Origin of the sequence: Pseudomonas sp. IPO3774, assembly GCF_013386835.1 — a bacterium.
Classification (GTDB): Bacteria; Pseudomonadota; Gammaproteobacteria; order Pseudomonadales; family Pseudomonadaceae; genus Aquipseudomonas.
In genome coordinates, this window is sequence record NZ_JACAQY010000039.1 from 18734 (window position 1) to 40609 (window position 21876).

Annotated in this window: 21 protein-coding genes; 11 read left to right on the forward strand and 10 right to left on the reverse strand. The window is 61.4% G+C overall.

What is annotated here, in order from left to right; genetic code table 11:
- Nucleotides 1-134: 134 nt before the first annotated feature.
- Nucleotides 135-623, forward strand: a complete 489-nt coding sequence (locus tag HYE77_RS21780) for a phosphate-starvation-inducible protein PsiE (protein WP_003212783.1) — start codon at nt 135-137, stop codon at nt 621-623.
- On the opposite strand, the gene HYE77_RS21785 is transcribed toward HYE77_RS21780, so the two are convergent.
- The 3 genes from HYE77_RS21785 to HYE77_RS21795 form a co-directional block, all read right to left on the reverse strand.
- Nucleotides 620-937, reverse strand: coding sequence for a DUF3509 domain-containing protein (locus tag HYE77_RS21785; RefSeq protein WP_003212781.1), 318 nt, complete (start codon nt 935-937; stop codon nt 620-622). The two genes, HYE77_RS21780 and HYE77_RS21785, sit on opposite strands and share 4 nt — an antisense overlap.
- A gap of 300 nt (nt 938-1237) precedes the next feature.
- Complete coding sequence (locus tag HYE77_RS21790; RefSeq protein WP_177020374.1) at nt 1238-2533, reverse strand: serine/threonine transporter; 1296 nt, start codon at nt 2531-2533, stop codon at nt 1238-1240.
- A gap of 60 nt (nt 2534-2593) precedes the next feature.
- Nucleotides 2594-3970: an L-serine ammonia-lyase gene (locus HYE77_RS21795; protein WP_177069314.1), complete on the reverse strand. Its 1377-nt coding sequence runs from the start codon at nt 3968-3970 to the stop codon at nt 2594-2596.
- A gap of 137 nt (nt 3971-4107) precedes the next feature.
- Between HYE77_RS21795 and HYE77_RS21800 the strand changes: the two genes are divergently transcribed.
- Entirely contained in the window at nt 4108-5055 is a 948-nt protein-coding gene (locus tag HYE77_RS21800; protein ID WP_003212775.1) for a LysR substrate-binding domain-containing protein, read from the forward strand.
- Between the two features lie 211 nt (nt 5056-5266).
- Complete coding sequence (locus tag HYE77_RS21805) at nt 5267-5677, forward strand: HPF/RaiA family ribosome-associated protein (protein ID WP_003212772.1); 411 nt, start codon at nt 5267-5269, stop codon at nt 5675-5677.
- 72 nt (nt 5678-5749) lie between these two features.
- Here the strand turns inward: HYE77_RS21805 and HYE77_RS21810 are convergent, their stop codons facing one another.
- A complete protein-coding gene (locus HYE77_RS21810) occupies nt 5750-7258 on the reverse strand; it encodes an MFS transporter (protein ID WP_177069315.1) in 1509 nt (502 codons plus the stop codon).
- 104 nt (nt 7259-7362) lie between these two features.
- Here HYE77_RS21810 and HYE77_RS21815 point away from each other — a divergent pair, with 104 nt between their 5' ends.
- Nucleotides 7363-8235, forward strand: coding sequence for a LysR family transcriptional regulator (locus HYE77_RS21815; RefSeq protein WP_008438547.1), 873 nt, complete (start codon nt 7363-7365; stop codon nt 8233-8235).
- On the opposite strand, the gene fecA is transcribed toward HYE77_RS21815, so the two are convergent.
- From fecA to HYE77_RS21830, 3 genes are all read right to left on the reverse strand, one after another.
- Nucleotides 8236-10581, reverse strand: coding sequence for a TonB-dependent Fe(3+) dicitrate receptor FecA (gene fecA, locus HYE77_RS21820; protein ID WP_003212766.1), 2346 nt, complete (start codon nt 10579-10581; stop codon nt 8236-8238). It abuts the gene before it with no gap.
- A 90-nt stretch (nt 10582-10671) separates the two neighbouring features.
- Nucleotides 10672-11613, reverse strand: a complete 942-nt coding sequence (locus tag HYE77_RS21825) for a FecR domain-containing protein (protein ID WP_087695174.1) — start codon at nt 11611-11613, stop codon at nt 10672-10674.
- Complete coding sequence (locus HYE77_RS21830) at nt 11610-12098, reverse strand: sigma-70 family RNA polymerase sigma factor (protein WP_177035647.1); 489 nt, start codon at nt 12096-12098, stop codon at nt 11610-11612. Before HYE77_RS21830 ends, HYE77_RS21825 begins: the two co-directional genes overlap by 4 nt.
- Nucleotides 12099-12257: 159 nt before the next feature.
- Between HYE77_RS21830 and HYE77_RS21835 the strand changes: the two genes are divergently transcribed.
- The 6 genes from HYE77_RS21835 (at nt 12258) to HYE77_RS21860 (ending at nt 18530) form a co-directional block, all read left to right on the forward strand.
- Nucleotides 12258-12560, forward strand: coding sequence for a DUF3649 domain-containing protein (locus HYE77_RS21835; protein WP_003212759.1), 303 nt, complete (start codon nt 12258-12260; stop codon nt 12558-12560).
- On the forward strand, nt 12557-14131 hold the full coding sequence (locus HYE77_RS21840; protein ID WP_177069316.1) for a PepSY domain-containing protein: 1575 nt from the start codon (nt 12557-12559) through the stop codon (nt 14129-14131). The genes HYE77_RS21835 and HYE77_RS21840 overlap by 4 nt, the downstream gene beginning before the upstream one ends.
- Entirely contained in the window at nt 14132-14458 is a 327-nt protein-coding gene (locus tag HYE77_RS21845) for a DUF3325 domain-containing protein (protein ID WP_003212755.1), read from the forward strand.
- An 11-nt stretch (nt 14459-14469) separates the two neighbouring features.
- Nucleotides 14470-15030 (forward strand): RNA polymerase sigma factor, encoded by a 561-nt coding sequence (locus tag HYE77_RS21850; RefSeq protein WP_003212753.1) that lies wholly within the window; start codon nt 14470-14472, stop codon nt 15028-15030.
- Nucleotides 15027-16016 (forward strand): FecR family protein, encoded by a 990-nt coding sequence (locus tag HYE77_RS21855; protein WP_177069317.1) that lies wholly within the window; start codon nt 15027-15029, stop codon nt 16014-16016. Before HYE77_RS21850 ends, HYE77_RS21855 begins: the two co-directional genes overlap by 4 nt.
- A gap of 273 nt (nt 16017-16289) precedes the next feature.
- Entirely contained in the window at nt 16290-18530 is a 2241-nt protein-coding gene (locus HYE77_RS21860; protein ID WP_177069318.1) for a TonB-dependent receptor, read from the forward strand.
- A 135-nt stretch (nt 18531-18665) separates the two neighbouring features.
- Here HYE77_RS21860 and HYE77_RS21865 read toward each other — a convergent pair whose 3' ends face one another.
- Nucleotides 18666-19016 carry a glutaredoxin family protein gene (locus HYE77_RS21865; protein ID WP_003212747.1) on the reverse strand — a complete coding sequence of 117 codons (351 nt, stop codon included), beginning with the start codon at nt 19014-19016 and terminating at the stop codon, nt 18666-18668.
- Nucleotides 19016-20020, reverse strand: a complete 1005-nt coding sequence (yejK, locus tag HYE77_RS21870) for a nucleoid-associated protein YejK (protein ID WP_003212745.1) — start codon at nt 20018-20020, stop codon at nt 19016-19018. Before yejK ends, HYE77_RS21865 begins: the two co-directional genes overlap by 1 nt.
- Nucleotides 20021-20416: 396 nt before the next feature.
- On the opposite strand from yejK, the gene HYE77_RS21875 reads away from it, so the two are divergent.
- A complete protein-coding gene (locus HYE77_RS21875) occupies nt 20417-20698 on the forward strand; it encodes an HU family DNA-binding protein (protein WP_003212743.1) in 282 nt (93 codons plus the stop codon).
- A gap of 64 nt (nt 20699-20762) precedes the next feature.
- Here the strand turns inward: HYE77_RS21875 and rlmF are convergent, their stop codons facing one another.
- Nucleotides 20763-21785 (reverse strand): 23S rRNA (adenine(1618)-N(6))-methyltransferase RlmF, encoded by a 1023-nt coding sequence (rlmF, locus tag HYE77_RS21880; RefSeq protein ID WP_003212741.1) that lies wholly within the window; start codon nt 21783-21785, stop codon nt 20763-20765.
- Between the last annotated feature and the right edge of the window lie 91 nt (nt 21786-21876).

Genomic DNA, 21876 nt, shown 5'->3' on the forward strand with positions numbered 1-21876 from the left:
AAGCAGCAAGATAAGTGCCTCATATCACCCCGCCACCATCTCACTTCCTGTTCCCTGGCCTTTTTTCTGCATGCAGAGAAACCGTCACGTCCAACCCGCATTATCCGGTCGAGCCGACCTAAGGAAGCATCATCGTGAAAATCAACTGGGCTGAAAACCTGCGCAAGACCGTGCACCAACTGGCCGAGTCCTTGGGAAATCTGTTCGTCGAGACCTTCCACTACCTGGCACTGTTCGCCATTGGTGCGGTGACCGCCTATGCCGCGGTGATGGAATTTCTGGGGATGCTGGAGACGGGGCACATCAAGATCGATGACATCTTGCTGCTGTTCATCTACCTGGAATTGGGGGCGATGGTCGGGATTTATTTCAAGACCAACCACATGCCGGTGCGTTTCCTGATCTACGTGGCGATCACGGCGCTGACCCGTCTGCTGATTTCCAACGTGTCCCACCACAACCCGCCCGACATCGGCATCATCTACCTGTGCGGTGGGATTCTGCTGCTGGCGTTCGCGATTCTGGTGGTGCGGTATGCGTCGTCGGCATTTCCGTCGGTGAAGGTCGAAGGCCCGCGCCGCAAGGGTGAAGCGAGCCTTGAAACAGAGAAGGGCGAGCTCTAGAACCCTGCGTTGAGCGGCGGCCTGCTGACCGGCGGCCGCTGCAGTACCTGGTGGCTGTCCCCATCGGTCATCACCGCCAATATCTCCATCGCGCTGTGCCCCTGCTCGATCGCAATCCCGAATTGCACACTCTGCACCAGCCGTTTCAGGCGCTGGGGGTCGTTGCGTTGTTCGGCGCTGATCATGCGTTTGGCCACGACGCCGTCTTCATCGGACAGGGTCAGCATGATGCTGCCGTCCAGCCGCTGGATGCTTAAATTGACCCGGTATTTCGGGGCGAAGGTGTCGGTGATGATCTGAAAAGGGTTGTCCATGGTGCGTTACCGCCTGATAAGAACATGCAGTCATTGACGACCGGTGTCGGGATTAGTTCGCGTTTCCTGACCACCGGCCATTCGCTCGCTGAGGTTTTCACAAGGTCCGTTTTCCTCAGTAGCTGTACAGCAAGGGGCGTGCCGTACAGCAATCTGCCTGCCATCAAATTTCCACTGTGGGAGCGGGCTTGCTCGCGAATGCGGTGTGTCAGCCAATGATTGCTCGGCTGAACGACCGCTTTCGCGAGCAAGCCCGCTCCCACATTGGGTGGGTGGTGTTTTTGAGTTCGGTGATCCGTTTCAGGGCATGACCGAAAAAACGATCGCAGACAGCGCAATCAAACCGATCAACACCACAAACACGTTGGACGCCTGGCCCGAGTACTGGCGCAGGGATGGCACTCGGCGGATGGCGTACATCGGCATCAAGAACAACAGGCAGGCGATGATCGGCCCGCCCATGGTTTCGATCATGCCGAGGATGCTCGGGTTGAAGGTGGCCACGGCCCAGCAGGTGAGCACCATGAACAGCGCGGTGCAGCGCTCCAGCCACTTGGCCGACATGCTGCGGTTGCGCCCGCGCAGGGATTTGACGATCAGGCCCTGGAAGCCTTCGCTGGCGCCGATGTAGTGGCCCAGGAAGGATTTGGTGATCGCCACCAGCGCGATCAACGGTGCGGCGTAGGCGATGACCGGGGTCTGGAAGTGGTTCGCCAGGTACGACAGGATCGAGATGTTCTGCGCCTTGGCGGCGGCGAGGTCAGCCGGCGACAGGGCCAGCACGCAGCTGAAGCAGAAGAACATCACCGTCAGCACCATCATGCTGTGGGCCATGGCCAGGATGCCGCTGCTTTTGCGTTCGGCTTGCGGGCCGTACACGCGTTTCTGGTCGACGGCGAAGGCGGAGATGATCGGCGAGTGGTTGAAGGAAAACACCATCACCGGGATCGCCAGCCACAAGGTCTTGAAGAAGGCCGGCAGGGGCATGCCTTCGCTGGCGGAGGCGAAGAACGCACCGTTCCAGTTGGGGATCAGGCTCACCGCCAATAGCAGCAGGGCGGCGACGAAGGGGTACACCAGCACGCTCATGGCCTTGACAATCACGCCCTGGCCGCAGCGCACAATGGCCATCAGACCGAGGATCAGCACCAGCGACAGGATTGCCCGGGGCGGTGCAGCCAGGTGCAGTTGGTGTTCCATAAAGCTGGTCAGGGTGTTGGTCAGCGCCACGCTGTACACCAGCAAAATCGGGAAGATCGCGAAGAAGTACAGCAGGGTGATCAGCTTGCCGGCGCCGATGCCGAAGTGTTCTTCCACCACTTCGGTGATGTCGCCCGATTTGCCCGACAACACAAAGCGCGTCAGCCCACGGTGGGCGAAGAAGGTCATCGGGAAGGCCAGCAGCGCCAGCACGATCAACGGCCAGAAGCCGCCCACGCCAGCGTTGATCGGCAGGAACAAGGTGCCGGCACCGATGGCGGTGCCGTAGAGGCCGAGCATCCAGGTGGTGTCGTGTTTGTTCCAGCCTTGTGTAACGGTGGTCGGCGTCAGGTCTACAGCGGGATTTTCGGCAGCAGGTGTACGTACATCGGTCATCGTTATTGCCTCGTTATTATTTTTGCGCGGGCTCACGTTGGGGCGATCAGGGAATGCTCCTCAGCACTCCACCCAGCTGACGGCCAGGCCGCCCCGTGAAGTTTCTTTGTATTTGTCGTGCATGTCGGCGCCGGTGTCGCGCATGGTGCGGATCACCCGGTCCAGGGAGATGAAGTGTTTGCCGTCGCCGCGCAGGGCCATTTGCGTGGCGTTGATCGCCTTGACCGCGGCGATGGCGTTGCGCTCGATGCACGGCACCTGGACCAACCCGCCAACCGGGTCGCAGGTCAACCCCAGGTTATGTTCCAGGCCGATTTCGGCGGCGTTTTCCAGTTGCTCCGGGGATGCGCCGAGCACGTCTGCAAGGCCGGCAGCGGCCATGGCGCAGGCGGAACCGACTTCGCCCTGGCAGCCGACTTCGGCGCCGGAGATCGAGGCGTTTTTCTTGCAGAGGATGCCGACGGCGGCGGCAGCCAGGAAGAAATTCACCACGTCATCGTCGGACGCGTCCGGGTTGAACTTCATGTAGTAGTGCAGCACCGCCGGGATGATTCCCGCCGCGCCATTGGTCGGCGCCGTCACCATGCGCCCGCCGGCGGCGTTTTCTTCGTTGACGGCGAGGGCGAACAGGTTGACCCATTCCATGGCGGACAAGGTCGAGGTGATGACGTTGGGTTTGCCGATTTCCAGCAGGCTGCGGTGCAATTTCGCGGCGCGCCGTGGCACATCCAGACCGCCGGGCAGGATGCCTTCGTGGCGCAGGCCTTGTTCGACGCATTCACGCATCACCGACCAGATATGCAGCAGGCCGCTGCGGATCTTGGCATCGCTGCGCCAGGCCCGCTCGTTGGCCATCATCAGCTCGGAAACCCGCAGGCCGTGCTTGTTGCACAAAGCCAGCAGTTCGACGGCGCTGGAGAAGTCGTAAGGCAATTCCACTTCGCTGGCCGGCGCAATGCCGGATTCGGCTTCCGCCGCTTCGATGATGAAACCGCCGCCCACCGAGTAGTACGTTTGCTCGCTCAACGGGCCGTTTTCGCCGTAGGCATGCAGGGACATGGCGTTGGGGTGGTAGGGCAGGCTTTCGTCCAGCAGCAGGAGGTCGTGTTGCCAATTGAAGGCAATCGACGTGCGGCCGCCGAGCAGCAATTGGCCGGACTCGCGCAGTTGCTGGATGCGTGGGCCGATGCTGGTGGGGTCGATGCTGTCTGGCCATTCGCCCATCAGGCCCATCACACAGGCGCGGTCGGTGGCGTGGCCGACACCGGTGGCGGACAGCGAGCCGTACAAACGCACTTCTACCCGACGGGTTTCGTCGAGCAATTGCTGATCGATAAGCGCTTGGACGAAGGTCGCCGCGGCCCGCATCGGGCCGACGGTATGGGAGCTGGAAGGACCAATGCCCACTTTGAATAGATCGAAAACACTGATAGCCATGCTAAACCCTTACAAGCAATGGAGTAGGAATCGCTGCCATGTTTTGTAGGACAAGCGGAATTGGCGCGATACTGAGCCTCTGGATCGGCACTGACCAACGAATTATCCTAAGACACCCTTTAGCAGGACTAAACCCTATGGCTCGCCCGCTTCATGGCCAGACCTACGTCTGGTTGCACGTTTTTTCCTGCGCGGCACGGCATTTGTCGTTCACCCGCTGCGCCGAGGAACTGCACATCACCCCGGGCGCGGTCAGCCAGCAAATCCGTCAGTTGGAGGAGCGTCTGGGCTTTCGCCTGTTCCATCGGCGCGCACGCGGGGTTGAGCTGAGCGCAGAGGGCCAGCGGTTGGCGATCACCGTGGGCGAGGCCTATGGCAGCATCGATGCCGAGTTGCAGCGGCTGGACGCCGGGATGATCAGCGGCACCTTGCGCCTGCGCTCGATCCCGTCGTTTCTCGGCAAATGGCTGACCCCGCGTTTGCCGCGTTTGCAGCAGCGCTTCCCGGATATCCAGCTGCGCATGGTTGCCGAAGACAGCAGCGTCGCCCTGCACGAGGGCGACTTCGACCTGGCCATCGACCTTAACGACGGCAGCTATCCGGGCTTGTTGTCCACAGCCTTGCTGGACGAGCAGATTTTCCCGGTGTGCGCACCGAGCCTGCTGCGGGGGCGACCGCCACTGCATGGCCCCGCTGACCTGGTGCATTTCCCGCTGCTGCACGACATCACTGCCTGGCGTGGGAGTTATGAGTACGCAGAGTGGGAGTTCTACCTGAATGCCATCGGCTATGACGCCGCCGACGTACGGCGCGGGCATACCTTCAACCGCAACCACCTGACCATCGAGGCGGCGATTGCGGGCATGGGCGTTGCGATTGCCCGGCGAACCTTGCTCAATGACGAACTGGAACGCGGCACCTTGATCGTGCCATTCGGCCTCGCCGTTCCCAACCACAAACGCTATGTGCTGCTGTACGCGCCGGGTGCGTTGAGCCATCCGGGCGTGCGGGCGGTGCATGACTGGCTGGTGGAGGAAGCGGAGATTTTTCGCGGATTGCACCCGTTGGGAGAGGGGCAATTGTAAGGAAGTTGGCGGTAAGAAGATGTAACTAACTCCCCACCCTAACAGCGTTTTTGGTTGTAGTCAGGGTTAATTTGTAATGTGGGATTTATCTTTGCAAAGGGGTTGAAATGTTCCTCTGTCTGCTCAATTGTGTAATCAGGAGGTCATGGTTTTCATCCATCCGGTGAAGCAGGAATGGCCTTCGGCGAGCTAGCTGAAATAAGGGAAAACTATGCAAATCCAAGTCAATAGCGATAACCATATTGAAAGCAGCATCCGACTGGAGGAGTGGGTACGTACCACCATTGAGAGCACGCTCGAACGTTACGAAGAAGATCTGACCCGCGTCGAGGTTTACCTGCGGGACGAGAACGGTGACAAGCCCGGCCCACACGATCTGAGTTGCCGACTGGAAGCACGGCCAAAAGGCCATCAACCGCTTTCGGTCCTCCATAAAGCCGATACGCTGGAACAGGCGATCGATGGCGCAGCGACCAAGCTGGAGCATGCCCTGGAGCATCTGTACGGCAAACTGCGCGGCAAACCACGCGCCGCGGGTCAAAGCCTGCCCAATACCAAGGCCGACGAGGCCGAGCTAGAAGAGGAATTCCTGGAAAACGAACAGGCTGCGCTTAACGGCTGATAGCTGATACTTTTTTCAACCCCACTGAAAACGGGCCTGCAGATGCAGGCCCGTTTTTTTATGCGCAAAAGGTCAGTGCGGGCTGCGCCGGAAAAAACAGGCGCTCAAGGCCGCCAGTGCGCACGCTCCAACGCCGGCATACAACATGGCCCATCCCGCACCGTTGCGCAGCGCGGCCTGGGCGATCAGTGGGCCCTGCGGCAACACGTCCAGCCTGCCGGCGGCGATGTCCTGACTGAGGGTGGCCAGTTGCGCGGTGTCGGGCAATACGCCAGCCAGGTAATGAGCGATCCCGAGTATCAACACCAACCCCATCAACGCGATATTCAGCGCCAGGGTGATCAGCCGTGCACTGAAGTCGATGCCCGAGGCCATCCCTGCGCGGTCGGATGAAACTGATCCGGTGGTGGTGTTGGTGGTGGGCGAGTTGGTAAACGCCAAGCCGCTGCCGGCAATCCCACAGGCGATCAGGACCCATACCACACCGGGCTGGCCGCTATGATTGATCGCCGCCATTGTCACAAACCCCACGCCCATCAGGCCCAGGCCCAATGGAATGATGCGTTCGGCGCCATAGCGCAGGGCCAGGCGTTCAGCCAGCGGCGGCACCACCAACGTGGGCAGGGTATAGGCGAGCAGGGCGAGCCCGGTGAGCATGGTGTCGTAGCCCAGGCCGGCCTGGAAATACAGCGGCAGGTAGATCATGAAGGGCCAGAAGCTGAAGTTCATGCCGATCGAGCCCATCAGCGCGCCGTTGAAGCGCGGGATGCGAAACACCGAGAAGTCGAACATCGGATGCAGGCTGCGCCGCTCGACAACCACGAACAACAACAGGCTGCCCACCGACAGTCCGGCCCAGCCGAGCATGGCCGGGGTGGCAAAGCCGCTCTCGGTGCCCTGGGTGATGAAATAAACCAGGGCGAACACTGCCAGGGTGAGGGTGGCCATACCGGCTATATCGAGGCGATGGGCCGCCGGGTCACGGGATTCCTGCACGCTGATGCGCAGCAACACCAGAGTGAACAAGGTCAACGGCACATGCACCAGGAACACCCAGCGCCAATCCGCCACCGCCAGGATCAATGCCCCCACCATCGGCCCGAAACCCAGGCCCACCCCGGCGATCACGCCCCACACCGCAAAGGCCCGGGCCCGGGCCGCCGGCTCGCGGAACTGGTGCGAAAGGATCGCGAACTGGCAGATCATCATCGCCCCGCCTCCCACGCCCTGGACAAAACGCGCCGCGATCAGCGTGGACGCATCGTTCGCCAGCCCGCAGGCCAGCGAAGCCAGCCCGAATACCCACAGGCACAGCACCAGCATGCGTCGGCGGCCAAAACGATCGGCCAATGTGCCGGCGGCCATCAGCACGCTGGTGCAGGCCAGGGTGTAGGCGTTCATGATCCATTGGGCGTCCTGGAAGCCGGTGCCCAGTTGCTGCTCAAGGGTGGGCAGGATGACCGGCACGCTGGAAATCTCCAGCCCGAACATCAGCGCCACCAGGCACACGGCGGTGAGTGCAAGGCCGTCCCGGGCGGTACGCGGCGGGTTGATGGCGGATACAACGGCGTCGGGTGGCATGGCCTCTTCCTTTCGATGGGGGAAGGTGTCATTTTCACGGGAATCTGATTCTTTATTAGCGATACTTCTTCCTGTGATAAGGGAATATAGGGCGACAAACGACCATGGCCACTCCGCGTTTTGATGGTGTTGAACTGTTTTTGCAGATCGTCGAGAGCGGCAATCTGACGGAGGCCGCCGAACGGCTGAACCTCACGCGCTCGGCGGTGGGCAAAGGCTTGGCACGTCTGGAAGCGCGGTTGGGGACGTCGCTGTTGCAACGCTCCACCCGGCGTCAGCGTTTGACCGAGGACGGGCAGGCCTATTACGAGCATTGCCTGCGTGCGCTGGCGGAACTGGAAGCCGCCGAATCCGTGCTGGAAAGTGGCCGTCAGCAGCCACGTGGACGGTTAAGGGCCAGCTTGCCTTTGGCGTTCGGTCATCACTATGCGGCGCCGGCGTTGTGGGGGCTGATGGACCGTTTTCCGCAACTGGAGATTGAAATTTCCTTCTCCGACCGACTGATCGACCTGGCCCAGGAAGGCTTCGACCTGGCGGTGCGCATCGGCGCATTGCCCGACACCGACCGCTTGAGTGCACGTCGCCTCGGCGAACAGGCGATTGCCCTGGCGGCGTCACCCGCGTACTTGCAGCGCACACCTCGTATTGACTCCATCGACGACCTGGCCGGGCACCGGGGCATTGCCTATCGCAGCAATGCCCCGCACCGCGAGCGAGTCGCCTCGCCGTTGATCCTCGATGACCTGCAGGCCGTGGCCGATGCCGCCATCGCCGGGGTCGGCCTGGCCTGGTTGCCCAGTTGGCTGATCGCCCACTACGTGTTGCGCGGGCAATTGCAGGCGGTGCTGCCGGGCCACCGCGAGCAACCGATGCCGATCCATGTCATCTGGCCCACGGCGACGCACATGCCGGCCAAGACCCGTTGCGCCATCGACGCGTTGGTGGCCGGCACACCGTCGTGCCTGGCGGGTAGCTGATCAGAACGCGATGGACGTCTGCACATACAGCGTGCGCGGCTCGCCGACGTATTTGCCCTTGTTGTTATCGTCAAACGAGCGGGTGTAGTACTGCTTGTTGAAGATGTTTTTCACACCCACCGCCACGTTCAAATCCGACAGCTGCGGGCCAAAGTCGTACGCCGCGCGGCTGCTGAACAGCATGTAGCCAGGAATGCGTCCGGTGCTGCCATCAGCACTTTCTGCTTCAGTGTTGGCGTTGTCGGCAAACTGGCTGCTCTGGTAGCTGCTGTCCACGTTCAACTTCCAGCGACCTTCGGTGTAACCCACACCCAGCGTGCCCTTGTGCTTGGAGGAGAAGGGTACGCGGTTACCTTTGTTCGGGCCGTCTTCGCGGATGGTGGCGTCGACGTAGGCGTAGGTGGCGTACACATCAAAACCGGCGAGCGCCGGGCTCAAGCCGTCGAGGGCGTAGTTGATGCTGGACTCGATGCCCTGATGGCGGGTTTCGCCGCGGGCGATCACGGTGTCGTTGGTCTGGTTGCTGTCGTACTGGTTGTCGAAGTTGATCAGGAACGCGCCGATCTCGGCGCGCAAGGTGCCATTGTCATAGCGTGTGCCGAGTTCCCAGGTGCGGGCTTTTTCCGGCTTCACTTCGCCACTGGTCACGCGGTTGGGCATCTGGCTGTACTGCACGCTGCCGAACGACCCTTCGGTGTTGGCATAGAGGTTCCAGTCGTCGGTCAGGTGGTAGAGCACGTTCAGCGCCGGCAGGGCGGTGTTGTAGTCGCCTTTGTATTTGACGTTGCTGAGGTTGTTGGTCTGCTGGGACTCGATCATCTCGTAGCGGATGCCCGGGGTGATGGTCCACTTGCCGATATCTATCCGGTCGTCGACGAAGAACGCATTGGCTTCGGTGCTGCCCCGGGTGTCGCGGTCGTTGCGGCTGTCGGTGGTCGGCAGTTGCTGATTGGCGGAAATCGGCGTGCGGTAGCGCAGTTCGTGGCCGGCCTCGTTGATGTAGCGGTAGCCCACGCCGACTTCGTGGCTGGTTGGGCCGAGGTCGAAGCCTTGGGCGAAACGGGTTTCCAGGCCGCGTACCCAATACTCGCGGGGCGACAGGGAGAGGAAGTTGCCCTGGTCCAGGTAACCGCTGCGCAGGGTGGTGGTGAAGAAGCTGTTGACCGTGAATTCCCGGCGGTCTTCCTGGTAGCGATAGCCCGCGTTGAACATGGTGCGCCGGCCCCAGAACTGGTCGTAGGGGCGGGTGGACTGATACGGGTCGGCCTTGTAGGCCGCAGTGCTCAAACCACCGGGCATATCCGCCTTGCCTTCGTAGTACTGCGCCATGGCGTTGAAGCTGTTGGCGTCGTCCAGCTGGTATTTGCCCTTGAGGATCAGGTCGTCGATGCGGGTGTCGCTGTTTTCGCGCCAATCACCACCACGGGTGCCGGAATACAGGATCGCGCCGCCCAGGCCGTTGTCCGCCGTGCCGCCGGCCAGCAGGTTGCCGGTGGTCTTGAAGCCATCGTGGCTGGAAGACGGGCTGGTTTCGGTTTGCAGGCCGCCTTTCACCGTTGGTGCATCGGGAATCGCGCGCGTGACGAAGTTGACGATGCCGCCGACGTTCTGCGGGCCATAACGCACTGCGCCGCCGCCGCGTACCACGTCCACGGCATCCATGTTGCCCATGCTGATGGGCGCGAACGACAACTGCGGCTGGCCATACGGCGCGAACGGCACCGGGATGCCGTCCATCAAGACCGTGGAGCGCGAGGCCAGGCGTGGGTTGAGCCCGCGAATGCCGAAGTTCAGCGCCATGTCGTGGCTGCCGGTGCCGTTGTTTTCCGGGGCGTTGACCCCGGGAATGCGGTTGAGCACGTCGCGGGCCTGGGTGGCGCCCTGGCGTTCGAATTCTTCGCGGCGGATCACGTCCCGGGCGCCCGGGTGCTCGAAGACGTTGGTTTGCGCCGCGTCCCCCAGCCAGTCGCCGACCACGTTGGAGGTGCCCAATTCGAGGGTGGCCGGAGCATTCGCCGGTTGCAGGCTGAAGGCGTTGTTGCCCTCGGCACGGGCTTGCAGGCCGGTGCCTTTGAGCAACGCATTCAAGCCTTCTTCAGCGGTGTAGTTGCCCGACAGGCCAGGGCTTTGCACGCCGGCAGTCACGTCCGAGCCAAATGAAATCAGCACGCCGGCTTCCCGGCCAAATTGATTCAGCGCCGCTTCCAGTGACGTAGGGGCGATGCGGTAGGGCTTGGCGTCGGCCGCCATTACGTAGGGAACGGTGCTGAAACTGAGGCTGGCCCCCAGCAACAAGTGGCGCAGGGTGCGGGCGAGTGGCGTCAGGCGAGTCGGTTGCTGGGGCATGAAGTGCGGTCCTGAGAAGGAAGGATCAAGGTGGCTTTCCTTCTCTGTCACGCGAGGTGCGGAAAACGGCTCACGGGGTTTGAAAATATTTCAGGCACGGGCTTCGACAGTGACCCAGTAGCGGGTAAACCGCCGGACCCTGACCGGCAGGCTGACTTGCAGCAGGTCCAGGATTCGTTCGCTGTCGTCCAGCGGGTAGCTGCCGGAAATCAGCAGGTTGGCCACCTGCGGGTCGCAATTGAGCTGGCCACGGCGATAACGGCTCAATTCGGCGAGGAAATCTTCCAGGCGCATGTGGGCCGCCACCAGCATGCCGTCGGCCCAGGCGCCGCTGCCGGCGTCGGTGGGGCGGGCGGTGTCCCAGCCTTTGCGGGTGAAATTGACCTGATGGGCTTTCTCCACCGACAACGGCAAACCGCTATAGGTGTTGGGCATCACGTCAACGTGCCCATCAAACACCGCCAGTTGTGTGTGATCGTTGAATTGCCGCACGTTCAGCCGCGCGGCCTGGGCGCTGAGCAGGCCCTGGGAAGTGATGACCCGCAGCGGGGCGTTGCCGGGTTTGGCGGTCAGCAGGATTTCGCCTTCGAGCAGGCGGATCAAGCGTTGCTGGCCATCAAAATGCACATCCACCGCACTGCCGGTGTTGAGCTGCAACTGGCTGCCATCCGCCAGCTGGAACTTGCGCCGTTGGCCGATGGGGCTGCGGTAGTCGGCACTCAACGGCGGCAATATATGTTGCTGGCGCAAACCCCAGGCCGCTGCCGACCCGGCGCCGAGTATCAGCAACAACTTCAGGGCCTGACGACGACTGTTGGATTTCGGTGCATTCAAGGCGGCATGGGCCAGGGGTGATGGCATCCCGCGCAAGCGCTGGTTCACTCGCTGGATGTGCTCCCAGGCCCGCTGATGTTCGCTGTGGGCGTCCAGCCACTGTTGCCAGGCCGCTTGTTTGCGTGGGTTGAGCGGGCCCTGCTGCATTTCCATCAGCCAGTGCACCGCTTGTTCGGCGACTTGCGTTGAGAAACTCATAGGGCGAAGTAGCAGCGCATCGCCGCTTTATTCAGATGGCGCTTGACCGTGGCGATGGAGATGCCCAGTTCCGCGCCGATTTGCGCGTAGGTCAGGCCGTCGAGCTGGGACAGCAGGAACGCGCGTTTGACCAGGGGCGCCAGGCCATCCAGCAACTGGTCCAGCTCCATCAGGGTTTGCAGGATGATTGCCCGCTCTTCCTCCGACGGCGCCACGTGTTCGGGCATTTGCGCCAGGGCGTCGAGGTAGGCGCGCTCCAGGTCCTGGCGGCGGTAATGGTTGCACAGCACACGCTTGGCGATGGTGGTGAGGAAGGCGCGAGGTTCGATCAGCGTCGGTGTTTCCCGTGCGGTGAGCACGCGGATGAAGGTGTCCTGGGCCAGGTCGGCGGCGCTTTCCGGGCAGCCGAGCTTGCGTCGCAACCAGCCGGTGAGCCAGTGGTGATGGTCGTGGTACAGGACTTCGACGGTGTTGGACGGCTGCAACGCGCACACTCCGGCAGCATGGGCATGCTTTAGAGAACAAGAATTGTTCGCATTGTAGGGCGCGCAGGCGGGTTCGGCAATTGCCAGTGATGCGTTCTCTTTTGCTTATGAGAACCTTTATCATTAATATTGCGCACTGACGAACCTGGCGCCTTGTGCATGAAACGCAAAACCTCACTTCCCGTTTCCTACCGTCTTGCCGTGACTTCGCGGGTGCTGGCGGCTGTGGTCGGCGGTTACCTGCTGGCCTCGCTGGCCAGCGTGTGCATGACGCTGTGGCTGCCCACCAGCCGCGCCGATGCGGTGATCAGCGGCATGCTGAGTTCGTTTGTGTTCTACCTGTTGGCGGTCATCTGGTGCTTCGCCTGCCGCACGGCCTGGCGCGCCTGGTTTGGCGTGTTGCTGCCCAGCGCGATAATGGCCACGTTCGCCGGGTTGGCGTACTGGATGGCGCGCACATGAAAGAGGGCTTCCGCCAGGCCATGGCCTGGTTGCACACCTGGGCCGGGTTGATCTTTGGCTGGCTGCTGTTTGCGATTTTCCTGACGGGCACCCTGTCGTATTTCAAGGACGAAATTACCCACTGGATGCAGCCCGAAGTGCAGGCGCATCCCGTCGATGACGCCCGTAGCCTGGCCGCCGCCCAAACCTATCTGCAACACCAGGCGCCCAATGCCGCGCGCTGGTTTATCACCTTGCCAAGCAGCCGTGAGCCGGGCCTGTCGGTGATGTGGCAAGACAAGGTCGACCCGGGCAAACGCGGCAATTTCGTCGAAAAACTCCTCGATCCCGTCAGCGGCCAGCAGGTCCAGGCCCGGGAGAGCATGGGCGGCGAATTCTTCTATCGTTTCCACTTCCAGCTGCAGATGCCCTATCCGTGGGGGCGCTGGCTGTCGACCATCGCCGCGATGGTGATGTTCGTGGCGTTGATCACCGGGATCATTACCCACAAGAAAATCTTCAAGGACTTCTTCACCTTCCGCCCGCGCAAGGGCCAGCGTTCCTGGCTCGACGGGCACAACGCCGTGGGCGTGCTGGTGTTGCCGTTCCACTTGATGATCACCTACAGCAGCCTGGTGATTTTCATGAGCATGGTGATGCCGGCGAGCATCCTCGCTTCCTACGGCAACGACACCCGTGCGTTCTTCAACGATGTGTTTCCGGCCACCGACAATGCGCCGGCCCTCGGCCAGCCGGGGCAATTGCTGCCACTGGGCCCGATGTACGAGCAGGCGCGCGGGCAATGGGCCGGTGGGCATGTCGGACGGCTGGTGGTGAATAATCCAAGCGATGTGAACGCCTCGGTCAATGTGTTCCGCGCCGGGTCGGATCGAGTGGTGCATGACTTTGGCAGCACCGTGTCATTCAACGGCACTACCGGCGAACTGTTGCGGGTGAGCGGCGAGCAGTCGCTGCCGGCGGCGATTGGTGGCAGCTTCTACGGTTTGCACATGGGCCATTTCGCCGGCCCGGTATTGCGCTGGCTGTATTTCATCTGCGGCCTCGCGGGCACGGCAATGATCGGCACCGGGCTGGTGATGTGGCTGGGCAAGCGTCAGCTCAAGCACACCAAAACCGGTGTGATGCCCTTTGAGCTGCGGCTGGTGGAAGTGCTGAACATCGCCAGCATGTCCGGCTTGATGATCGCCATCGCTGCATTCTTCTGGGCCAACCGCCTGTTGCCGGCCAGCTTTGCCGGGCGTTCGGACTGGGAAGTACAAGCCTTCTTTATTGCCTGGGGCTTGAGCGTCGTGCACGCGATTGTTCGCCAGGGGCGCCGCGGCTGGGTTGAGCAATTGAGTGTGGGCGCGCTGCTGTTTATCGGCGTGCCGGTGCTCAACGCGCTGACCACGACCCAGCATTTGGGTGTGACCCTGGCCAACGGCGACTGGGCCATAGCCGGCTTCGACCTGACGTGCCTGGGCAGCGGTGTGTTCCTCGCCTGGGCTGCCTGGAAAATGCAGCACCGCCGCGTCCCTCAGCCCAAGGCCGAACGTGCCCGGCCATTGACCCTCAATGGCGAGGTGAACTGAATGCTCCTGGCGCTATTGCTGTGTTACGCAGGGTTTACCGCGTTGTGCCTGTCTATGGACCGGCACCATGGCGAACTGCTGCACAGTAAACCTTCGCCTCGTCGGCGCCTGGGTTTGCGCGTGGGCGGCTGGCTGCTGTTGATTGTCTCGATCTGGCCGGCGGTGCTCGCGACCGGGTGGAGCCAGGGGTTGGTGGAGTGGTGCGCGGTCTTGATGCTCAGCGGGTTGTTGCTGGTGTTGCTGTTGCCGTATCGGCCAAGGCTGGCCTTGATCCTGGCGGGCCTCGGCCTGCTGGCCAGTCCGGTTGCGGCCTTCGCGACCCTTTGAGTCCACCGTTGATGATCACCACGCCCCCCGAACATCCAGAGCAGCACGCAGACGCGGCGGGCGGACGGGCGCATTTCCTGCAGGTGTTCCTGTCCCAGCGCTCGCAGATGGAAGCGCTGGTCAGCCGCCGCGTGGGCTGCCGTGCGACGGCGGCGGACCTGGTGCAGGATTTGTTCCTGCGCTTCTGGCGCCGGCCGCTGGTGCAGGTCGAGGAACTCAGCACCTACCTGCTGCGCTGCGCCGGCAATATCGCCATCGACCACTTGCGCAGCGAAGGCGCCCGGGTGCGCAGCAGCGAAGGCTGGCTGCCGGAACAACAGGATAACCAGGGCTGCGAACCCCAGGCCGCGCTGGAGGCGGGCAATGATCTGCGTCACGTTGAAGCAGCCTTGCGCAGCCTGCCGGAACGTACCCGGCAGATTTTCCTGCTCAACCGCATCCATGGCCGCAAGTACGCGGAAATCGCCAAGGCCATGGGCCTGTCCCAAAGCGCCGTGGAAAAACATATGATGCGTGCCCTCGAAGCCTGCAAGGCCAGCCTTCGTGAACCATCGCCAAGGAAAGCCCCGTGAACGCCACTGCCCGCGTCACCCCGACGCCCGACCAGGAACAGGCCGCACTGGCCTGGTTGAGCCTGTTGCATGACCAACCCAGCAGTGGCGACCAGGCCACGTTCAGCCGTTGGCTGCGGGCCGATCCTGCGCATGTGGAAGCCTACGCCCAAGCCCAGGTGCTGTGGGAATTGAGTGAAGTACCGGCCAGAACGTTGGCGGATGAGGATGCCCTGGCGCTGCAGGGTTACTTGAACGCGATGAATACGTCGAAACGCTCCAGCGTGCGGCGCTGGTCTGGCGCCCTGGCGATGGCCGCCTGCCTGCTGGTGATGATCTCGATGGGCGCCGGCTGGCAGCCGTCACGCTGGGTCGATGACTTCGGTGCCGATTATGTCACCGCGCCGGGTGAGGTGAAGACCGTCACCCTGGCCGATCAAAGCCAGGTGACCCTGGACGCCGACAGTGCGATCGCAGTGGATTTCAAGCATGGCGAGCGCCATATCCAGCTACGCCGTGGCGCCGGTTTTTTCAGTGTGACCCACACTGGCGAATCCTTTGTGGTCGAGGCCGGCAGCGGCGAAGCACGGGTGCTCGGCACGCAGTTTGAGGTGCGCCTGCAACCGGCAGGTGCGCAGGTGACGGTGTTGTCCGGTCGGGTTGGGGTAACGCCGTCGAAGTATGCTCAGCAACAGATTCTGACGGCCGGCCAGCAAGTGGCCTACGCCGATGGTGTCGCCGATGAGCTGCACGCGGTCGACAGCGAGTCGCGCCTGGCCTGGCGCGATGGTTGGCTCAATTACTACAAGGCACCACTGACCGATGTGGTGCAAGACCTCGGCCGCTACTATCCGGGGCGCATTCTGCTGCTCAACGAAGACCTCGGCGCCCGGCGTGTCAGCGGCAGTTTCCCGAGCAAGGACCCCCAGGCGGTGCTCAATGCGTTGCAGGCGGTCTTGGGGTTTGAACAACACTCGCTGCTCGGTCGGATGATCGTATTGCGCTAGATACAGAGCGCTACGCTGCAATGGCGTGGCGCTGTCATTACTTGCACCACCTGCCCTTGAAAATCCCCATGCCTTGGCACATCCGTGTGTGTGGACCTTTCATTTAACCTTCATCGCAATCGCCAAAACCTGTAACCAAATCGTTACGTGATGCACGGATGATCCTCGGATTCCTGAGCAGGTGGTCAGGAAGATTGGCGGCGCTGTTCACCCAGCCGAGATCGCCAATACCTCCCCCATAACAACAGATAGATGCATGTAAGGGATCTACTCGTGACCTACAACAAACTCTATGCCCTGCTTTTAGCATCGGGCCTGGGCGGCTTTGCGCCGCTGGTTCTGGCAGACGATTCCCAGGATGTCGGTTCGGTGCACGTCGCCGGCGAACGTACCCTGGGCACCGGCCACATGATTCAGGAAGAAAGTGCCAAGGCCCGGTCCACGGTGACCAAGGAAGCCATGGACGAAATGTCCCCGACGGCCAACGCCATCGACAAGCTCAAGTACACCCCGGGCATCAACGTTTCCAACGACGACGCCAGCGGCATGAGCGGCACCAGCTTCACCATGCGCGGCATGAACTCCGACCAGGTCGGGGTTTCCATGGACGGCGTGCCGATCAACGACTCCGGCAGCTACGGTGTTTACGCCAACCAATTGGGCGACCCGGAAAACGTCGGCGAAGTATTTGTCACCCAGGGCTCCTCGGAAGCGGACGGCCCGCACATTGGTTCCAGCGGCGGTAACATCGGCATGGTCACCATTCGGCCGACCAAGGAGCCGGGGCTGTTCGTCAAGCAATCCATGGGTTCGAACAACCTGACAAAGTCCTTCGCCCGCATCAACACCGGGGACCTCGGCGGCTTCAAGACCTGGGTGTCTGCCTCTCACACCGAGGGCGACAAGTGGCGCGGCAAGGGCACCTTGCGGGGCGACAAGGTGGAGTGGAGCACGCTGTTCGAAGACGACAACGGCAACACCAGCAACTTCACCATGAAGTACAACACCCAGGAAAACTACAACTACAACACGCTGAGCAAGAGCCAGTTCCAGCAACAGGGCCGCCGCCTGGATTACGCGGAAACCCCGGTCTACAAGAACGGATTGCTGTCGTCTTCCTACAAGCTCAACCGCAACCCATTTGAAAGTGTCATGACCACCTTCACCCAGCGCTGGCGCCTGCGTGATGACCTGGCCCTGACGGTTGCGCCTTACTACTACTGGGGCAACGGCGGCAGTTTCAGCGGCCAGACCGCGACCAACCTGGGGCCGAAGTCCGACAAGAGTGGCAACTACGACCTGAGCAACCTCAAGTCGGCCAACTACTATCGCCCCTCGTGGACCGAAACCTGGCGCCCTGGCGTGACGGTCAAAATGAAATGGGACATCAACGAGGAACACAGCCTGGATTACGGCTACTGGTACGAGCGCGCTCGCCAGCGCCAGACCCAGCCGTATATCGGGATCAACAGCGAAGGTGCACCGAACGACGTCTGGGGCGATTACAACAGCGGCGGCCAGGTGGTCGACAAGAACGGCAAGACTGTCCAGGGGCGCCATCAATACACCGTGACCCCGGCCCAGAAGTTGTGGGTGCAGGACAGCTGGCAAGCCACGCCAGACCTGAGCTTTGTCGGCGGCCTGGCGTACCAGTACGTCGAACGGGACGGCGACAACCTCGGTAGCCTGTACGACAAGCCGGAAAAACGTAACGCCCGCTACCATCAGTTCCTGCCGAACTTCAGTGCCAAGTACCAGGTCGACGAGAGCAACCAGGCGTTCTACAACGTCACTCGCAACATGCGCACCCCGCAGAACTACGTGCTGTACAACAAGGGTGACTCCCTCAACCTCAACCCCGAGCTGAGCTGGAACCAGGAGCTGGGCTGGCGCTACACCGAAGAGAAAATGGCCCTGAGCGCCACCCTGTTCTACATCACCTTCAAGGACCGTCAGCTGTCGACCACCGACTTGAACGGTGACTACGTGATGGCCAACGTCGGTGACGTGACCAACAAAGGCCTGGAGTTGGAGTGGAGCGGCCTGCTGCCGTACAACTTCAACTACTACGCGTCGTACACCTATACCAAGTCCGAGCAGCAGGACGATTTTGTCAGCAAGAACGTGTTGTTGCCGACCAAGGGCAACCAGTTGGCCAACGTGCCGGAAAACATGCTCAACCTGGTGTTTGGTTACGACGACAAGCGCTACTACGGCAACATTGCCGGCAAGTATGTCGGGGCGTTCTACGGTGATTTGACCAACAACGAGAAAATCTCCGGGCGCACCGTGTTTGATCTCAACGCCGGTATCTACCTGCCGGTGGACAAGAAGGTCTTCAAGTCGGCCGCGCTGCGCTTCTCGATGCTCAACGTGTTTGATAAGGAATACTTGAGCTCGGCGCGCACCGTGTCGTTCAACTCGGCGCCGGTAAATGGCCTGGCGGCCAGCTCGGCGTATTACAACGTGGGTGAAGAGCGTACGGCGATGGTTTCCCTGGAGGCCAATTTCTAACGCGTACGCAAACCCAATGTGGGAGCGGGCTTGCTCGCGAAAGCGGTGGATCAGTCGCCAGATGTATTGACTGAACCAGCGCATTCGCGAGCAAGCCCGCTCCCACATTTGATCTGCGGTATTTTACAGAGTGAGTTACTTCAGGGCCGCCATGATCGCTTCCGGGTTGTAGTCGCGAATCAGCGTGCCGTTCACGTCCACAAACGGAATCCCGCCGCCCCCCAACGCCTCGTACGCCTTGCGCGCCTGGGCGTCCTTCTCGATATCGAACGCCTGGTAGGGAATCCCCTTGGAATCCAGAAAGCGCCGGATCTGTTTGCAGTAGCCGCACCACTCGGTGGAATACAGCACCACGCGCGCTGCCGCGCGTGTCTGCTCCGGCACCACCTGGGAGGGGTTGAACAACCGCTCGATCTTGCCCCAGTTCTGGAAAACCACCACCACCAGCAACACCAGCAGGACTTTCTTCAGAACCCCGCCCAGCATCAGTTGCGACGCTTGAGCTGGTCGGTCAGCTGGGTCGGCAGGCCCTTGATGATCAAGGTGCCGGCGGCTTCGTCGTATTCGATCTTGTCGCCCAGCAGGTGCGCTTCAAAGCTGATGGACAAGCCTTCGGCACGCCCGGTGAAACGGCGGAACTGGTTGAGGGTGCGTTTATCCGCCGGGATTTCCGGCGACAGGCCGTAGTCCTTGTTGCGGATGTGATCGTAGAAGGCTTTTGGCCGATCTTCATCGATCAACCCGGACAGCTCTTCCAGGCCCATCGGCTCGCCGAGCTTGGCCTGGCTGCTGGCGTAGTCCACCAGGGTCTTGGTTTTCTCGCGGGCGGATTCGTCCGGCAGGTCTTCGCTCTCGACGAAGTCGCTGAAGGCCTTGAGCAGGGTGCGGGTCTCGCCCGGGCCGTCGACGCCTTCCTGGCAGCCGATAAAGTCGCGGAAGTACTCCGAGACCTTCTTGCCGTTCTTGCCCTTGATAAACGAGATGTACTGCTTGGATTGCTTGTTGTTCTGCCACTCGGACACGTTGATGCGCGCGGCGAGGTGCAGTTGGCCAAGATCCAGGTGGCGCGACGGCGTCACGTCCAGCTGGTCGGTCACGGCTACGCCTTCACTGTGGTGCAGCAGGGCGATCGCCAGGTAATCGGTCATGCCCTGTTGATAGTGGGCAAACAGCACGTGGCCGCCGGTGGAGAGGTTGGACTCCTCCATCAGCTTCTGCAGGTGTTCCACCGCAATGCGGCTGAAGGCGGTGAAATCCTTGCCGCCGTCGAAATACTCCTTCAACCAGCCGCTGAACGGGTGCGCGCCGGACTCGGCATGGAAAAAGCCCCAGGCCTTGCCTTGTTTGGCGTTGTAGCTCTCGTTGAGGTCGGCAAGCATGTTCTCGATCGCGGCCGACTCGGCAAGCTCGGAGTCGCGGGCGTGGAGAACTGCGGGTGTGCCGTCGGGTTTTTTGTCGATCAGGTGGACGATGCAATGACGGATCGGCATGGGCTTCTCGGCTGGTTGAAGGGGAGGGGGGGGCTCCCGGAAAAAGTCGCCAGTGTACCGCACCCGCTGGGGATGGCGCTGTTCGGAGGGCGTTTTGAGCGCCATCCGACGGGCCATATGCCTTTTTTTCACGGTTTAGAGCGATAAAGCTGACCAAATGGGTATGTTGAGGCGGATATTTCCCCGTCTCTGTGCTAGTTTTGCCCCGTCTTACGCGCAGTCTGGGCGTTAAGCGTGCATTCAGCATTTGTCAGGTCGAACCAAACCCGGTTTCAGGTATCTATAACCCCGATCTTCGTGGTTATAGCCCTTGGGTGCCAGGCCTTGATGGCAGGGCTCGATGGCTGACACTGCACTCTGCAATCCAAATGAATTTGATAGGGAAGGAACACCACAATGGCTATTACTAAAGACCAACTGATCGCTGATCTGGCTGAAGCTGTAGACGCACCGAAAACCACCGTGCGTGCTCTGCTGGACCAACTGAGCCAGATCGTTGCTGATCAGCTGGAAAACGGCGGCGAAATCACTCTGCCAGGCGTTGGCAAACTGAAAGTGACCGAGCGTCCTGCCCGTACTGGCCGTAACCCTTCGACTGGCGCTGCCATCGAAATCGCTGCCAAGAAAGTTATCAAGCTGGTTGTGGCCAAAGGCCTGACCGACGCTGTTAACAAGTAAGACGCAGCAAAAAAAACCGTGCTCCGGAGCGATCCGGGCACGGTTTTTTGTTGCCTGCGATTTATCAGTCTTTACGGGCCCAACGCTGGCGCCACACCTGTTGCTCGCTCGGGGTCTGGAACGTCCAGGCGACGAAGCGGCTCTGCTTCTGGCCCTGGGACATCTCCACTACCTGGCTTTCCAGCACACCGGCCTTTTTCAGCGCTGTCTGAATGGCCGGCAGGTTTGACGCTTTCGACACCAGGGTGCTGAACCACAGCACTTTATGCTGGAAATGCGCGCTTTCAGCGATCAACTGCGTCACAAACCGCGCTTCACCGCCTTCACACCACAATTCCGCCGACTGGCCACCGAAGTTCAGCACCGGCAACTTGCGTTTCGGATCAGCCTTGCCCAGTGCGCGCCATTTACGTTCGCTGCCCTTGGTCGCTTCATCCATGGACGCGTGGAAGGGCGGGTTGCACATGGTCAGGTCAAACCGCTCGCCCGGCTCCAGCAAGCCCAGCAGGATCTGCTTGGGGTTGGTTTGCTGGCGCAGCTGGATGGCCTTGTTCAGCCCGTTGGACTGCACGATCGCCTTGGCGGCGGCCACGGCGGTCGGGTCGACTTCCGAGCCGAGGAAGTTCCAGCGGTACTCGCTGTAGCCAATCAACGGATAGACGCAGTTGGCGCCCATGCCGATGTCCAGCACCTTCACCGGCGCGCCACGGGGGATCACGCCTTCGTTGACGCTGGCGAGCAGGTCGGCGAGGAAGTGCACGTAGTCGGCACGCCCCGGTACCGGTGGGCACAGGTAGTCAGCCGGGATGTCCCAGTGATTGATGCCGTAGAACGCCTTGAGCAACGCCCGGTTGAACACCCGCACCGCGTCTGGGCTGGCAAAGTCGATGCTTTCCTTGCCGTACGGGTTGATGATCACGAATTGCGCCAGTTCGGGCGTGGTCTTGATCAGCGCCTGGAAGTCGTAACGGCCCTGGTGGCGGTTACGCGGGTGCAAGGTGGCCTCTTTGCGCGGAACGACGGGCTTGGCCGGCGTACTGGATTTTGGCTTCTTGCGCGGTGCTTTGGGTGTGCTGGGGGCGGTCATGGGCTGCGTCGATTCTGCGTTTGTTTCAAAAGTGGCGGGTATTGTCACACATTCCTTGGTCGAACTCGGTCAAATGTGGGAGATTCTATGG

What these genes read in the sequence shown, in the direction of transcription:
- HYE77_RS21785 (WP_003212781.1), bottom strand. Translation starts at nt 937, where the DNA reads ATGGACAACCCTTTTCAGATCATCACCGACACCTTCGCCCCGAAATAC.
- HYE77_RS21790 (WP_177020374.1), bottom strand. Translation starts at nt 2,533, where the DNA reads ATGACCGATGTACGTACACCTGCTGCCGAAAATCCCGCTGTAGACCTG.
- HYE77_RS21795 (WP_177069314.1), bottom strand. Translation starts at nt 3,970, where the DNA reads ATGGCTATCAGTGTTTTCGATCTATTCAAAGTGGGCATTGGTCCTTCC.
- HYE77_RS21800 (WP_003212775.1), top strand. Translation starts at nt 4,108, where the DNA reads ATGGCTCGCCCGCTTCATGGCCAGACCTACGTCTGGTTGCACGTTTTT.
- HYE77_RS21805 (WP_003212772.1), top strand. Translation starts at nt 5,267, where the DNA reads ATGCAAATCCAAGTCAATAGCGATAACCATATTGAAAGCAGCATCCGA.
- HYE77_RS21810 (WP_177069315.1), bottom strand. Translation starts at nt 7,258, where the DNA reads ATGCCACCCGACGCCGTTGTATCCGCCATCAACCCGCCGCGTACCGCC.
- HYE77_RS21815 (WP_008438547.1), top strand. Translation starts at nt 7,363, where the DNA reads ATGGCCACTCCGCGTTTTGATGGTGTTGAACTGTTTTTGCAGATCGTC.
- fecA (WP_003212766.1), bottom strand. Translation starts at nt 10,581, where the DNA reads ATGCCCCAGCAACCGACTCGCCTGACGCCACTCGCCCGCACCCTGCGC.
- HYE77_RS21825 (WP_087695174.1), bottom strand. Translation starts at nt 11,613, where the DNA reads ATGAGTTTCTCAACGCAAGTCGCCGAACAAGCGGTGCACTGGCTGATG.
- HYE77_RS21835 (WP_003212759.1), top strand. Translation starts at nt 12,258, where the DNA reads ATGAAACGCAAAACCTCACTTCCCGTTTCCTACCGTCTTGCCGTGACT.
- HYE77_RS21840 (WP_177069316.1), top strand. Translation starts at nt 12,557, where the DNA reads ATGAAAGAGGGCTTCCGCCAGGCCATGGCCTGGTTGCACACCTGGGCC.
- HYE77_RS21845 (WP_003212755.1), top strand. Translation starts at nt 14,132, where the DNA reads ATGCTCCTGGCGCTATTGCTGTGTTACGCAGGGTTTACCGCGTTGTGC.
- HYE77_RS21850 (WP_003212753.1), top strand. Translation starts at nt 14,470, where the DNA reads ATGATCACCACGCCCCCCGAACATCCAGAGCAGCACGCAGACGCGGCG.
- HYE77_RS21865 (WP_003212747.1), bottom strand. Translation starts at nt 19,016, where the DNA reads ATGCTGGGCGGGGTTCTGAAGAAAGTCCTGCTGGTGTTGCTGGTGGTG.
- yejK (WP_003212745.1), bottom strand. Translation starts at nt 20,020, where the DNA reads ATGCCGATCCGTCATTGCATCGTCCACCTGATCGACAAAAAACCCGAC.
- HYE77_RS21875 (WP_003212743.1), top strand. Translation starts at nt 20,417, where the DNA reads ATGGCTATTACTAAAGACCAACTGATCGCTGATCTGGCTGAAGCTGTA.
- rlmF (WP_003212741.1), bottom strand. Translation starts at nt 21,785, where the DNA reads ATGACCGCCCCCAGCACACCCAAAGCACCGCGCAAGAAGCCAAAATCC.